The sequence below is a fragment of the Mesorhizobium sp. M0062 genome (assembly GCF_040323125.1).
GTDB lineage: Bacteria > Pseudomonadota > Alphaproteobacteria > Rhizobiales > Rhizobiaceae > Mesorhizobium.
Genome location: NZ_JAMYUO010000015.1, coordinates 63,624 through 76,255 on the forward strand (window position 1 = coordinate 63,624; position 12,632 = coordinate 76,255).

A 12,632-nucleotide genomic window follows, 5' to 3' on the forward strand; every position below is an offset into this window, starting at 1 on the left:
GTAGAGCACCGCGCGCTTATCGGAGTGTCGTCCATGGCCCTTACCAATGCTGGTATTGAGGCAGAACCCGTCGAACAATCGAGCCATCCCGAAATCGAACAGCACAGCACCAAAGTTCTGATGCTGGGCGCGCTCGGTGTGGTCTATGGCGACATCGGCACCAGCCCGATCTACGCCTTCCGGGAAGCGCTTGTTGCGTCCTCCGGCGGCGAAATCGCCGAGCGCGGCGATATTCTGGGCGTGCTGTCGCTGATCATCTGGTCGTTGACGATTATCGTCACCATCAAATACATCATGTTCGTGCTCAGAGCCGACAACCGAGGCGAGGGCGGCGTGCTGTCGCTGATGGCGCTGGCGCGCGGGAGTTTCCCGACCCGCTCGGCGATCATCCTGGCCATCGGTGTTGTCGGCGCGTCATTGTTCTTCGGTGACGCCGTCATCACGCCGGCAATCTCGGTGCTTTCGGCGGTTGAAGGCATGAATGTCGTTACCCCGACCTTCCAGCCCTACGTCGTGCCGCTGACGCTGGTCATCCTGGCGATCCTGTTTTCGGTGCAGCGCTTCGGCACCGGCGGTGTGGCGCTGATCTTTGGCCCGATCACGGCGGTCTGGTTCCTGGCTATCGGTCTTTCGGGCTTGAACCACATCATCGCCGATCCCGAAATCCTGTGGGCGGTCAGCCCGCACTACATCGTCGCCTTCCTGATCAATTCGCCCGATGTCGCCTTCGTCACCATCGGCGCCATCTTCCTCGCCGTCACCGGTGCCGAAGCGCTTTATGCCGATCTCGGCCATTTCGGCCGCAAGCCCATCGTGCTCGCCTGGCTGGCCATCGTGTTTCCCTGCCTGCTGCTAAACTATGCCGGGCAGGGCGCTTTCGTGCTGGCGAAGAACGGTCACGTCGGCCATCCATTCTTCGAGATGAACGAAGGCTGGACGCTGATCCCGATGGTGGTATTGGCAACCGCGGCGACGGTCATCGCCAGCCAGGCGGTCATATCGGGCGCCTTCTCGCTGACCAGGCAGGCGGTGCAGCTCAATATGCTGCCGCGCCTCGAAATCCTGCACACGTCGGAACGGCAGTCGGGCCAGATCTACATGCCGCGCGTCAATGTTTTGCTGGCGTTGGCGGTGATGTTGCTGGTCGTCGGTTTCGGCGAATCGAGCAAGCTCGCCTCCGCCTATGGCATCTCGGTGACCGGCAACATGTTGGTGACGACGGTGCTGCTGTTCGTCGTCATGACCCGCATCTGGAAATGGCGGCTGTGGGTGGCCGTCGCCATGACGGCGCTGTTCGGCTTCATCGACATCGGCTTCTTCGCCTCCAACATCGTGAAGGTGTTCGAGGGCGGCTGGGCGTCGCTTGCGGTGGCCTTCACCATCGTTCTGGCGATGTGGACCTGGGTGCGCGGCAGCCGCTATCTGTTCGACAAGACCCGGCGCAACGAAATCCCGCTCGATTTCCTCGCCGGCAATCTGCTGAAGAAGAAGCCGCAGCTGGTGTCCGGCACCGCCGTGTTCCTGACCAGCGATCCGCAAAGCGCGCCGACAGCGCTGATGCACAGCCTGAAGCACTACAAGGTGCTGCACGAGCAGAACGTCATTCTGTCGGTGGTCACCGCACCGCAACCGCTGGTGCCCGACAGCGAGCGGGTCAAGATGGAGACAGCCAACGAGTTGTTCATGCGGGTGACGCTGACCTTCGGCTATATGGAGCAGCCCAACATTCCGCGCGCGCTGGCGATCTGCCGCAAGCAGGGCTGGAAGTTCGACATCATGACGACGTCGTTCTTCCTGTCGCGGCGCTCGCTCAAGGCATCGCCCAATTCCGGCATGCCGGTGTGGCAGGACAAGCTGTTCATCGGGCTCGCCCGCTCGGCGGCCGATGCGACGGAGTATTTCCAGATCCCGACCGGACGTGTGGTCGAGATCGGCACGCAGGTGGCGATCTGAGGGGTCTCGAAGGGATAAATCGTCGAGGAGGCTAATATGAGCGGCGAATTGGTGCTGGTCACTGGCGGGTCCGGCTTCCTCGGCGCTCACTGCATCCTCGAACTGTTGAAGGCCGGCTACCGCGTCCGCACCTCCGTGCGATCGGCCAGGCGCGAAGCCGATGTGCTCGCCATGCTCAAGGCAGGTGGCACGGAGCCCGGTGACGCCCTTTCATTCGCCCATGCCGATCTGATGGCCGACGCAGGCTGGCCGGCGGCGGTGGCCGGCTGCGATTACGTGCTGCATGTCGCATCGCCTTTTCCGCCCGGCGTGCCCACGCATGAGGATGACCTGATCCTTCCGGCGCGCGAGGGCGTGTTGCGCGTGCTGCGGGCGGCGCGGGATGCCGGGGTCAGGCGCGTCGTGCTCACCTCATCCTTCGCGGCCGTCGGCTATGGCAAGATGCGCGCGGATGGGCAGCCTTTCAACGAGGAAAACTGGACCGATCCGGCAGGCAAGGTCAGCGCCTATGTGAAGTCCAAGACGCTCGCCGAGCGCGCGGCCTGGGATTTCATCGCCGAGCAGGGCGGCGCGCTGGAGCTTGCGGTCGTCAATCCCGTTGGCATCTTTGGACCGGTGCTCGGCGCGGACCATTCGACCTCGACCGAATTTGTCCAGCGCATGCTGAACGGCGCCGTGCCTGGGCTGCCGCGCCTGTCCTTCGGCGTCGTCGACGCGCGCGACGTGGCGGATCTGCATGTTCGCGCCATGACCCACCCCGCCGCCAAGGGCGAACGGTTCCTCGCTGTCGCCGGCGATTTCATGACGGTGCGCGAGATCGCGCAGACCCTGAAGACGCGGCTCGGGCCGGCGGCGTCGCGCGTCTCGACGCGGGAGTTTCCCGATTGGCTGGTGCGCATCATCGGGCTGTTTAATCCGGAAGCGGCACAGCTCGCAACGGAACTGGGCAAGATCAAGAACGCCACCAACGCCAAGGCGGTGCGCGTGCTCGGCTGGGCGCCACGCTCGCGCGAAGATGCTTTGATTGCCACGGGCGAAAGCCTGATCCGGCTGGGACTGGTCAAGCGACGTAAGTAATTGTGCGGGAGGCCGAATCGTAAGGGCTCGGCGTCCCGCAACGGCAGCTTTCAGCCGGCCAGTGCAGCCTTGTTCGTCTCCAGAAACTGCTTCAGCGGCACCGACTTTCGGCCGGAGAGTTTTTCGACCGCGTCGGTCACCATGCCGAGGTCACCTGCGCGGGCGGCAGCGTCGAACGACACCAGCACCTTTGCGAAGGGTTCAGGCAGGCCGGCCGACTTCATTCCCTCGGTCAGGGCTTCGTCGGAAAGCTGGATGACCTGGATCGGCTTGCTGGTGACTTCGGTGACCAACGCCGCCACTTCGGCAGCCGTATACGCACTGGGGCCGGTCAGCGTGTAAGTCGCGCTTTCGCTGCTGTCCGAGGCGAGCCCCGCTGCGATCGCCGCCGCGAAATCGTCGCGCGTGCCGTAGGAAATGGCGCCGTCGCCGGCGGAGGTGTACCACTGACCCGATGCCAGAACCTGCGGCAACGCCATGAACAGGTTCTCGTTATACCAGCCATTGCGGAAGATCGTGTAGGGGATGCCGCTCGCCTTGATCGCCTGTTCGGTGTCGTAGTGGTCGGGCGCGAAAACAACCGGCGAACCAGGCTCGGGGTTGGGCATCGAGGTGTACAGCAGGTGGCCGACGCCAGCCTGTTTGGCCGCGGTCACCGCCGCAAGCTGCTGCTCGCGCCGCTTCCCCTGTACCTCAAGTTCGTTGGTCGAGATGACGAGTGCCCGGTCGGCTCCCGCGAAGGCCTCGGCAAGCGATTGCGGGTCGTTGAAGTCAGCGGCTCTGACGACGACGCCGCGCGCCGCCAGATCGGCAAGGTTGGCGGGTGTACGGGTGGTGGCGATGATGCGGTTTGCGGGGACCTTTAATGTGTCCAGCAGGTGGTTGATGACGCCGCGGCCAAGCTGGCCGGAAGCGCCGGTGACGAGAAGGGTTGCGGTCATGGGGGATCCTGAAATTGCGCCGGGTGGCGGGTGCTTCTGACAGTCTCAAAAAGAGACCAGCGCTAAAATAAGAATTGACCGGCCACCGTAAAGAAGGCAGTTTTTAGGGAGGTAGGCACCGCCAGGGAACCAGCAGCCATGGACGGCAAGGTCGTCAATCTGAGAACCAAGCTCAATATATTCAAAGCCACCAGCGATGGCGCAAACATTGCCGATTGCCCGGTTCGCGACGTGATGCAGGGCGTGAACGGCAAATGGAGTTCGCTGCTGATGGCGGCGCTCGCCGAGCAGCCCTATCGTTTCGGCGAGTTGCGGCGCCTGGTGCCCGACATCTCGCAGCGCATGCTCACCCAGACGCTCCACGATCTGCAGCGCGACGGCTTTGTTCATCGCGAAGTGTTCCCGACCAAGCCGCCAAGCGTCGAATACAGCCTGACCGATCTCGGCCGTTCGATGTTCGGCGCCTTGCATCAATTGATCCTGTGGGCCGAACTCAACCATGGTGCGGTGCGCAAGGCGCGCGCTGCCTTCGACGCCGGTGGCTGATATTTTGGTCCATGCAGCAAAGGCTTGATTTGACAATGGCGCTGAAGGATTGTCCGGCCAGTAGTTGGGCGGGCAATGGAAAAATCTCTCGACATCGCGATTGCGGGCGCCGGCCCGGCGGGGCTCGCCACCGCGCTCTATCTCAAGCGCGCGGGCCACAACGTCACCATCTTCGAACGTTTCGAGGAACCCAAGCCCGTCGGTTCCGGACTGATCCTGCAGCCGACCGGGCTGAGCGTGCTCGCCGATCTCGGCCTGCTCGACGACATTCTGGCGCTGGGGAGCCGCATCGAGCGTCTGCATGGCGCCGATGCCTCGAGCGGCCGCACCGTGCTCGCCGTGCGCTACGATGCGCAGCCTGGCGGCCGTTTCGGGCTGGCGGTGCACCGGGCGGCGTTGTTCAACATGTTGTTTCGCGCCGCGCAGCGCCAAGGCATCGCCATCGAAACCGGTGTCGAGATCGAGACGCTGGACGTCGGTGAGCGGGCGATCCTGATCTTCGACAAGAGCCGAACGGTGGGGGGCCGCAGGGCAGGGCCGTTCGACCTCGTGGTCGACGCCAGCGGCTCGCGTTCGAAGCTGCGCCGGTGCCTCAACGATCCGGCCCAGCCGCGGCAGCTCACTTACGGCGCGTTCTGGGCCTCGCTCGGCTGGCGCCAAGGCTTCGACGAAAATGCGCTGCTGCAGCGCTACGACAAGGCCAGCGTGATGATCGGCGTCCTGCCGATCGGCCGACCGGAACCGGGCGGGGAAAAGATGGCGGCGTTCTTCTGGAGCCTGAAGCCGGCGGATGCCGAAAACGTGCGCGCGGCAGGGCTCGACGCATGGAAGGCGAGACTGGTCTCGCTGTGGCCGCAGTGCGAGGCGTTCACCAGCCAGATCGACAGCTTCGACCAGCTGTCGCTGGCGCGCTACGGCCACCACACGATGAAGCTGCCGGCTGGCCGCAGGCTGGCCGTGATCGGCGATGCCGCGCATTCGACCAGCCCGCAGCTCGGGCAAGGCGCCAACATGGCGCTGCTCGACGCGGCAGCACTCAGCCATGCCTTGGCACAAACGGGCAACGTCGAGGCAGCGCTGGAAAGCTACGCCCGGGCGCGGCGATGGCATGTTTGGATCTTCCAGCTGCTGTCGCTGGCGCTGACGCCGTTCTACCAGTCGGACGGCACGATGCTGCCCTTCTTCCGCGACAGGCTGGTGGCAACCATCGCCAAAATCCCGCCAGTGCCAAGCGTGCTTGCCTCGATGGTGGCCGGCACGCTGATCGATCCGTTCAGGCGGATCGGGCTAGAGGAGGTGCACTGGCCAGATCATCGGGCGGGATCAGGGTCGAGAGAAACGAATTTCTCGCACGCAGGAATAGACGCAGCCGCTGCGGATAGTCCGGCGCCACGGCACCCTTGATCGAGGCGCGTTCGCTCAACGCCTTGCGCCAGGCCTGGACCAATGGCTTGCCGTCCAGAATGCCGAAATTGCCGATCCGGTCGAAGGCGTCGAGATAGCGGAAGACCGGGCCGTAGACGGCATCGACGAGGCAAAAGCGCTGGCCGCTGAACCACGGTCCGGCCTGGTCGGCCAGTTCGTCCTCCAGACGATCGAACATGGCCGAAAGTGCCGTGGACTCTGCCAGGAAGGCGGCCTCCGTCGAAGCCGAGTAGAACCGGCCGATGGTGTTCAATGTCGCCGAGCCGAACTCGATCCAGGCGCGATGCCGGGCACGGGCGTAGGCGTCGGCCGGATGCAGAGGATTGGCTTGCGTCTCCTCGAGGAATTCGAGAATGACGGCGGATTCGAAGATCACCGTCTCCTCGCCATTTGCCTGGACGATCAGCAGCGGCACCTTGCCCAGCGGCGAGATCGCCTTGAACCAGTCCGGCTTGTTGGCGAGGTCGATGGTGACGCGTTCGAACGGCACGCCCTTCTCAGTCAGCGAGATCGCGGCGCGCTGGACATAGGGGCACAGATGATGGCTGACCAGAATGAGCTTGCCAGTCATTTCATTCTTCTCAGGCATGTCACTCTCCCCAGACATAGTTCAACGCGCCGTCCTCTACGCGCGTCGACAGGAACATCAGTCGCGACGCTTTTGGCGCCGGACCTTCAAGCCGATCGCCGCTTTCCATATCGAAGGCGGCACCGTGCCATTGGCAGACCAGCTTGCCGTCCTTGCAGTCGAGCGGCCCGCCGAAATGCAGGCAGACATTGGCGGCGGCACGGACACGCTCGCCGCTGCGCCAGACATGGACCTCGCGGCCGAAGAACGGTGCGATCAGGCTGCCCGTCTGTGGGACGTCGGCGACTTTGCAAATTTCGTGTTTCATGGATCTTTCCCGGATCGATGCAGTTGCATGCATATAGATGCAAGTGCATTGACCGTCAAGCTTGATGCAACTGCATCTACCGCCTAGGATGGGTCATGACCAAAACAACCACGCCTTCGCCCGAAGCCGTCAAGGCCTGGGCCCGCCTGATGCGGGTTTCGCGCCAGCTCATCGAAAAGGCGGAAGAGGCTTTGAAGACTAGCGGCTTGCCGCCGCTCGACTGGTATGACGTGCTGCATGAACTCGCCGAGGCGGGTGAGGGCGGGCTGCGGCCATTCCAGCTGACTGAGCGCACACTGTTTGCGCAGTATAACATCTCGCGGCTTCTGGCGCGCCTCGAGGCAGACGGACTGGTCGAGAAGCTCAGGGCTGCCGATGACGGCCGCGGCCAGACCATCCGCATCTCGGCCAAGGGCCGTCAGACGCGGCGACGGATGTGGGCTGTCTATGGACGGTCGATTGCGGAATTGGTCGGCGCAAAACTCTCCGCGGAGGAGCTGAAGATACTGGCGAGCCTGCTTGGAGAGCTGCGCCATCCGCCCGCCGATGATTGATCCGTCAGAATCTCGTGGTTTGCTCGGCGGCTCTCACGTCGACGATTTTTCTACCTGACCCCTTGCGTCGAGCATAGGATTGCGCAATATGCCGAACCGTAACGTACGGTACGCCGTTTGAGGCGACCCGGCGACCTCATCGAATGGGCAGGAAATTGTTGCAGGCAAGGGCCGAGATCGATACCAGCGAAGTGCTGACAGAGCGGCAAAAGGCCGTCTTGGACGCGGCTTTGCGGCTGCTGGTCGAGGAGGGCGACAATCTGACCATGACGGCGGTGGCGCGCCGCGCCAGCTGCTCGAAGGAAACGCTCTACAAATGGTTCGGCGACCGCGACGGACTGCTGACGGCGACCGTGCAGTGGCAGGCATCGAAAGTGCGCGTGGTGCCGGTCGACGGTGAGCGGCTCGATCTTGCCTCGCTGACGGCAAGCCTGGAAGGCTTCGCCTCGGACTGGCTGAAGGTGATTTCGAGCGATACCTCGATCGCGCTGAACCGCGTCGCGGTCGGCCATGCCGGATCCGGAAAGGACGATCTCGGCGCCATCGTGCTGGAGAATGGCCGTTTCGCGCTGGCCAGACGGCTGAAGCCGGTGCTGCTTGCCGGCAAGCAGGCCGGGCTGCTCGACTTTACGGATGCCGAAATGGCGTTCCGGACCTTTTTCGGGCTGGTCGCCCGCGACGTGCAGATCCGTCTCCTGCTCGGCGACAGGCTGGAATTGACTGAAGCGGCGATCGGCGGCGATGCCGTCCGGGCAACGCAGCAGTTTCTCGCTCTTTATGGAGCAAAAACCGGGCCGCAAGGCCTCTAATCTCTACGGGAAGGAAGCAAAAGATGCGTGTCTATTACGATCGCGACGCCGATCTCAATCTGATCAAGGGCAAGAAGGTCGCCATCATCGGCTATGGCAGCCAAGGCCGGGCGCATGCGCTCAACCTCAAGGATTCGGGCGCCAAGGAAATCGCCATCGGCCTCAAGGCGGGATCGGCGACGGCCAAGAAGGTCGAGGCCGACGGGCTCAAGGTGATGAGCGTGGCGGACGCTGCCAAATGGGCCGATTTGATGATGATGGCGACGCCTGACGAATTGCAGGCCGACATCTACAAAAACGAAATCGCGCCGAACATTCGTGACGGCGCCGCGATCGCCTTCGCGCATGGCCTCAACGTGCATTTCGGCCTGATCGAGCCGAAGTCGACCGTCGACGTCGTTATGATCGCGCCGAAAGGGCCCGGACACACGGTGCGCGGCGAATACCAGAAGGGCGGTGGCGTGCCTTGCCTGGTCGCCGTCAACCAGGATGCTTCCGGCAACGCGCTCGATCTCGCTCTGTCCTACGCCTGCGGCGTCGGCGGCGGCCGTTCGGGCATCATCGAGACCAATTTCCGCGAGGAATGCGAGACCGATCTGTTCGGCGAGCAGGTCGTGCTCTGCGGCGGCCTGGTCGAACTGATCCGCGCCGGTTTCGAGACGCTGGTGGAAGCCGGCTATGCGCCCGAAATGGCCTATTTCGAGTGCCTGCACGAGGTCAAGCTGATCGTCGACCTGATCTATGAAGGGGGCATCGCCAACATGAACTACTCGATCTCGAACACGGCCGAATGGGGCGAATATGTCTCTGGCCCGCGCATTATCACCGCCGAGACCAAGGCCGAGATGAAGCGCGTGCTGAAGGACATCCAGACCGGAAAATTCACCTCGGAGTGGATGCAGGAATACCGCGCCGGCATGTCGCGCTTCAAGGGCATCCGCCGCAACAATGACAGCCACCAGATCGAGGAAATCGGCGCCAAGCTGCGCGCCATGATGCCCTGGATTTCCAAGAACAAGCTGGTCGACAAGGCCAAGAACTAACCCGCAGTCGTCGGGATTGGGAGCAAAGAGCCGGCGGAGCGATCCGCCGGCTCTTTCATGCCGGTTTATCGATCAGGACGCTCAGCCATAGTGCCAATGCGGCTTCGGCTCGGTGCCGGTGAACTCGACGCCGATGCGGTCGTCGCGGCGCCAGCGCACGATGGCCTTGTAGCCGATGCCGTCGACCGGCACATAGAGCAGGAACTCGTCCGGCACGCGCGCGTCTATAGACACTTTCAGCTCGGCGCCGCCGGCATGCATGTTGCGCACCGTGCACTTGACCTCGGAATTGGTGAGGCCGGTCAGAATCGTCGCGCCTTTCAGCACGCGCTGCCGGTGTTTGTTTCGCAATTCGTTGTCGGCCATGACGGCACGTCCTTCGCGACCGGATCGGCGCGATCGTCAGATGGGGCACGATATCACGGATAGGCTGAGCCGATAAACATATGGTTAGCGGTGACCGAGACCAGCCGTCTTTCCCAAATGAAAACGGCGCCGCGATGGGGCGGCGCCGTCGTGTATTGTCGTTTATAGTTCAGCTGTAGGGCGACCAGCATTGCTGGCGCGGGCCATCATAGGGCTGGAACGTGTTGTCCCAGGCCCGGTAGGACCGATAGCGGTCGTAGCACCACTGTACATGGGCGCTGGACAGACGCTGCGTGCGGTAATAGCGGCGGGGCGCCGGCTGCACGTAATAGCCGTCATTGTAATAGCCGTTGTTGTAGTAGCCGTTGTTGTAGATGCTGCCGAGGCCGAGACCCAGGCCGAGGCCGAGAACTGCTGCGGCGCCGGTGTCAAAATCACGGCCGCGATGGTGGCGGTGATGGCGCCAGCGCCAGTTGTCGCCGCCGTTCCAGTTGCCGCCATTCCAGTTGCCGTTGTTCCAGTTGCCTGACCGGGCAAAGCGACGGCCGTCGTGGCGGCGCCACTGCCAATCGTTGAAGGAGCGGCGGTCATTGCCGCCCGCCCAGCTGTCGCGAACCGGTGTGATGTCAGACAATGCGGTGCTTGCCGGCACCGACAAGTCCGGCTGCAGGATCGGGCCCGCGGCGGATGGCGCCGTGAGACCCGAGAAAAGACCGAGCGCTAACAGCCCGGATTTGACTGTGGACGAAAAGAGCGAGCTCATTGCACTCTCCAAGTGATACAGGCCCCACGCCCGGATACCCCAGGGAAGTGGCCTATTGATGGACCTTGGCGTCTGAACGGAGGATGAACGGAAAGGTTCCATCAGCCATGACGAGCAGCCCTTGTTTTCATGGGCGCTTGCAGGCAAAGGTCAGCCCATGTCGCTGCGCCTCGCCACTTTCAATGTCGAAAACCTGATGAACAGGTTCGATTTCTCGGGCTTTCGCAACCAGCTCAACGAAGACCGCACGCTGGCGCTTTTCGACATCCAGAGCGAAGCCGAATACCGGATGCTGGAGCAGGCGCGCGCCATCGCACAGTCCGACGATACGCGCCAGTTGACCGCGCTCGCCATCGCCGCCACCCGCGCCGACATCATCTGCATGCAGGAGGTTGACAACATCGAGGCGCTGAAGGCGTTCGAGTATGGCTATCTCTTCAAGATGGTGGGCGAGGGTTACCGGCAGAAATACACCACCGCCGGCAATGATTCGCGCGGCATCGACGTTGCCCTGATGATGCGCAACGAGACAGCGCAAGGTCAGCCGATCGAATTCGTGCGCATGACCAGCCATGCCTATGTCACGTTCGAGCAGTTCGGATTGCACACGCCTGAACTCGAGGCGCTCGGCAACCTGGCCAATGAACGCATCTTCCGGCGCGATTGCCTGGAGGTCGACATCAAGGTCGGCGGCGTGCCGCTGACGCTTTACCTCGTCCATTTCAAATCGATGGGCTCGCCGCGCAATGGGCTCGACGGCCGCGAGGCGACGATGCCGGTGCGCATCGCCGAGGCGCAAGCCGTGCGCCGCATCATCGAGGAGCGCTTCGGCAAAGAGCACGCAGCCGATAAAAACTGGGCGATCTGCGGCGACATGAACGACTACCGCCAGCGGGTGAAGATCGAGGGCGACGCTATCGACGGCTACCGCTTCCAGGTGATCGACGAGAGCCAGTCCTGTATCGATGTGCTCACCGCCGGCGGCTTTTGCGAGAATGTCGTCGAGCGGCGGCCGGAGATGGACCGCTGGAGTTTCTACCACACGCGCGGGCCGAAGGAGCGGCATCTGTGCCAGCTCGACTACATCCTGCTGTCGAAAGGGCTGGCGGCGAAGAATGCGACGGCGGTGCCCGACATCATCCGCAACGGCCAGCCCTGGCGCACCATCTTTCCGGCGGGACAGGCGGTGGAGCGCTTTCCGCGCGCCGGCTGGGACCGGCCGAAGGCGTCGGACCATTGTCCCGTCGCAATTACCCTGGACATGGCTTGAGCACGGTGAGCTTCGACCTGCCGCGCAACGTCATCCTGCCCGTCGACGAAATCGACGTCCGGCTCGACCCCGGCCCGCATCCGTTCGAGCGCGACAACGCGCAGGCGATCACTGACAACTGGCGGCGTGAGGTTACGGCCAATCCGGCGCTGTTCGACGGCACGGTGGTGCTGCTCTCGGCGCTCGCCTGGCGCGACAACCGGATCGTCGGGCGTTGTCACGCGGTGAAGTACTCGACCTTCCTGCTGTGGCGAAAGAACCGGCAGGGGACGGGCGCCGAGCATGCCTATGGTCACGCCATGCTGGTCGCCGGCGACAACGCCCTGGTGGCGATCCGCATGGGCGCGCACACGGTCCCGGCCGGCAGTGTCTACTTCGCTGCCGGCTCGTTCGAGCCGATCGATTTTCGCGATGGCCGCGTCGATGTCGATTTCAACATGATCCGTGAAGTGCGCGAGGAGACCGGGCTTGACCTGACAGGCGCTGCGCGCGGCAAGCGCTACCATGCGCTGTCGACTTCGACCGGCACGGTCCTCTTCCGCCGCTACCACGTCGATGCGCCGGCCGACGAGATTGCGCGGCGCATCGGCGCCTTCGTCGCGACCGAGACCGAGCCGGAGATCGAGGGGCCGGTGATCATCCGCCACGCCGCCGACCTGCCGGAAGGGCTGGCACCGCATATGAAGCCGCTGGTCGAGTGGCATTTTGGCGGTGGCGGGGGCTAACGGCGCGGATTGTTCTGCGCCGCCTTGCGGTCGTTGCGGGCGGCGACGAGGAACAGGATAACGCCGATGCCCAGCAATCCACCCATGACCATGCCCATCGTCTGGCCGACGACTGCCTGAAAATCGGCGGTGACACGATCGGGATTGGCCATGCCGTAGCGGGCGAGATACCACCAAAGTCCCGCAAGGGCGCCTTCGATGATCACCATCGTCAGAATCAGCCGCGCCTTCTTGCTCATTGCCACTCCTTGACCAGATGCTTTG

The 12,632-nt window shown here is 63.4% G+C and carries 14 protein-coding genes and 1 pseudogene; 9 read left to right on the forward strand and 6 right to left on the reverse strand.

Annotation, left to right across the window (positions count from 1 at the left end):
* Nucleotides 1-33: 33 nt before the first annotated feature.
* Nucleotides 34-1,953 (forward strand): potassium transporter Kup, encoded by a 1,920-nt coding sequence (locus tag NKJ64_RS18690; RefSeq protein ID WP_352463125.1) that lies wholly within the window; start codon nt 34-36, stop codon nt 1,951-1,953.
* Nucleotides 1,954-1,989: 36 nt separating this feature from the next.
* Entirely contained in the window at nt 1,990-3,030 is a 1,041-nt protein-coding gene (locus tag NKJ64_RS18695; protein ID WP_352463126.1) for an SDR family oxidoreductase, read from the forward strand.
* Between the two features lie 50 nt (nt 3,031-3,080).
* Here the strand turns inward: NKJ64_RS18695 and NKJ64_RS18700 are convergent, their stop codons facing one another.
* On the reverse strand, nt 3,081-3,971 hold the full coding sequence (locus NKJ64_RS18700) for an SDR family oxidoreductase (protein WP_023741658.1): 891 nt from the start codon (nt 3,969-3,971) through the stop codon (nt 3,081-3,083).
* A 138-nt stretch (nt 3,972-4,109) separates the two neighbouring features.
* On the opposite strand from NKJ64_RS18700, the gene NKJ64_RS18705 reads away from it, so the two are divergent.
* Both NKJ64_RS18705 and NKJ64_RS18710 read left to right on the forward strand, forming a co-directional pair.
* Nucleotides 4,110-4,517, forward strand: coding sequence for a winged helix-turn-helix transcriptional regulator (locus tag NKJ64_RS18705; protein WP_023690335.1), 408 nt, complete (start codon nt 4,110-4,112; stop codon nt 4,515-4,517).
* Nucleotides 4,518-4,592: 75 nt separating this feature from the next.
* A pseudogene (locus NKJ64_RS18710) lies at nt 4,593-5,834 on the forward strand (FAD-dependent oxidoreductase); the annotation flags it as partial.
* Here NKJ64_RS18710 and NKJ64_RS18715 read toward each other — a convergent pair.
* Together NKJ64_RS18715 and NKJ64_RS18720 are read right to left on the reverse strand one after the other, a co-directional pair.
* The gene (locus NKJ64_RS18715) at nt 5,791-6,531 is read right to left on the reverse strand and encodes a glutathione S-transferase family protein (protein ID WP_352463127.1); all 741 of its coding nucleotides are present in this window, start codon (nt 6,529-6,531) and stop codon (nt 5,791-5,793) included. The pseudogene NKJ64_RS18710 and the gene NKJ64_RS18715 sit on opposite strands and share 44 nt — an antisense overlap.
* Before the next feature lies 1 nt (nt 6,532).
* The gene (locus tag NKJ64_RS18720; RefSeq protein WP_023668375.1) at nt 6,533-6,838 is read right to left on the reverse strand and encodes a Rieske (2Fe-2S) protein; all 306 of its coding nucleotides are present in this window, start codon (nt 6,836-6,838) and stop codon (nt 6,533-6,535) included.
* Nucleotides 6,839-6,933: 95 nt separating this feature from the next.
* Between NKJ64_RS18720 and NKJ64_RS18725 the strand changes: the two genes are divergently transcribed.
* From NKJ64_RS18725 to ilvC, 3 genes are all read left to right on the forward strand, one after another.
* Nucleotides 6,934-7,392 (forward strand): MarR family winged helix-turn-helix transcriptional regulator, encoded by a 459-nt coding sequence (locus tag NKJ64_RS18725; protein WP_023668376.1) that lies wholly within the window; start codon nt 6,934-6,936, stop codon nt 7,390-7,392.
* A 143-nt stretch (nt 7,393-7,535) separates the two neighbouring features.
* Nucleotides 7,536-8,201: a TetR/AcrR family transcriptional regulator gene (locus tag NKJ64_RS18730; RefSeq protein WP_245264573.1), complete on the forward strand. Its 666-nt coding sequence runs from the start codon at nt 7,536-7,538 to the stop codon at nt 8,199-8,201.
* 23 nt (nt 8,202-8,224) lie between these two features.
* The gene (gene ilvC / locus NKJ64_RS18735) at nt 8,225-9,244 is read left to right on the forward strand and encodes a ketol-acid reductoisomerase (RefSeq protein ID WP_023830148.1); all 1,020 of its coding nucleotides are present in this window, start codon (nt 8,225-8,227) and stop codon (nt 9,242-9,244) included.
* 81 nt (nt 9,245-9,325) lie between these two features.
* Here the strand turns inward: ilvC and NKJ64_RS18740 are convergent, their stop codons facing one another.
* Nucleotides 9,326-9,610 carry a PilZ domain-containing protein gene (locus NKJ64_RS18740; protein WP_023685169.1) on the reverse strand — a complete coding sequence of 95 codons (285 nt, stop codon included), beginning with the start codon at nt 9,608-9,610 and terminating at the stop codon, nt 9,326-9,328.
* Nucleotides 9,611-9,779: 169 nt separating this feature from the next.
* The gene (locus NKJ64_RS18745; protein WP_023830149.1) at nt 9,780-10,373 is read right to left on the reverse strand and encodes a BA14K family protein; all 594 of its coding nucleotides are present in this window, start codon (nt 10,371-10,373) and stop codon (nt 9,780-9,782) included.
* Between the two features lie 157 nt (nt 10,374-10,530).
* Here NKJ64_RS18745 and NKJ64_RS18750 point away from each other — a divergent pair, with 157 nt between their 5' ends.
* Both NKJ64_RS18750 and NKJ64_RS18755 read left to right on the forward strand, forming a co-directional pair.
* Entirely contained in the window at nt 10,531-11,643 is a 1,113-nt protein-coding gene (locus NKJ64_RS18750) for an endonuclease/exonuclease/phosphatase family protein (protein WP_023706152.1), read from the forward strand.
* Nucleotides 11,644-11,648: 5 nt separating this feature from the next.
* Nucleotides 11,649-12,368, forward strand: a complete 720-nt coding sequence (locus NKJ64_RS18755; RefSeq protein ID WP_023668380.1) for an NUDIX hydrolase — start codon at nt 11,649-11,651, stop codon at nt 12,366-12,368.
* Here NKJ64_RS18755 and NKJ64_RS18760 read toward each other — a convergent pair.
* Nucleotides 12,365-12,607, reverse strand: a complete 243-nt coding sequence (locus tag NKJ64_RS18760) for a hypothetical protein (RefSeq protein WP_023690325.1) — start codon at nt 12,605-12,607, stop codon at nt 12,365-12,367. The two genes, NKJ64_RS18755 and NKJ64_RS18760, sit on opposite strands and share 4 nt — an antisense overlap.
* Nucleotides 12,608-12,632 lie beyond the last annotated feature (25 nt).

Coding starts and splice junctions, on each gene's coding strand:
- NKJ64_RS18690 (WP_352463125.1), top strand. CDS start 34: ATGGCCCTTACCAATGCTGGTATTGAGGCAGAACCCGTCGAACAATCG.
- NKJ64_RS18695 (WP_352463126.1), top strand. CDS start 1,990: ATGAGCGGCGAATTGGTGCTGGTCACTGGCGGGTCCGGCTTCCTCGGC.
- NKJ64_RS18700 (WP_023741658.1), bottom strand. CDS start 3,971: ATGACCGCAACCCTTCTCGTCACCGGCGCTTCCGGCCAGCTTGGCCGC.
- NKJ64_RS18705 (WP_023690335.1), top strand. CDS start 4,110: ATGGACGGCAAGGTCGTCAATCTGAGAACCAAGCTCAATATATTCAAA.
- NKJ64_RS18715 (WP_352463127.1), bottom strand. CDS start 6,531: ATGCCTGAGAAGAATGAAATGACTGGCAAGCTCATTCTGGTCAGCCAT.
- NKJ64_RS18720 (WP_023668375.1), bottom strand. CDS start 6,838: ATGAAACACGAAATTTGCAAAGTCGCCGACGTCCCACAGACGGGCAGC.
- NKJ64_RS18725 (WP_023668376.1), top strand. CDS start 6,934: ATGACCAAAACAACCACGCCTTCGCCCGAAGCCGTCAAGGCCTGGGCC.
- NKJ64_RS18730 (WP_245264573.1), top strand. CDS start 7,536: ATGGGCAGGAAATTGTTGCAGGCAAGGGCCGAGATCGATACCAGCGAA.
- ilvC (WP_023830148.1), top strand. CDS start 8,225: ATGCGTGTCTATTACGATCGCGACGCCGATCTCAATCTGATCAAGGGC.
- NKJ64_RS18740 (WP_023685169.1), bottom strand. CDS start 9,610: ATGGCCGACAACGAATTGCGAAACAAACACCGGCAGCGCGTGCTGAAA.
- NKJ64_RS18745 (WP_023830149.1), bottom strand. CDS start 10,373: ATGAGCTCGCTCTTTTCGTCCACAGTCAAATCCGGGCTGTTAGCGCTC.
- NKJ64_RS18750 (WP_023706152.1), top strand. CDS start 10,531: ATGTCGCTGCGCCTCGCCACTTTCAATGTCGAAAACCTGATGAACAGG.
- NKJ64_RS18760 (WP_023690325.1), bottom strand. CDS start 12,607: ATGAGCAAGAAGGCGCGGCTGATTCTGACGATGGTGATCATCGAAGGC.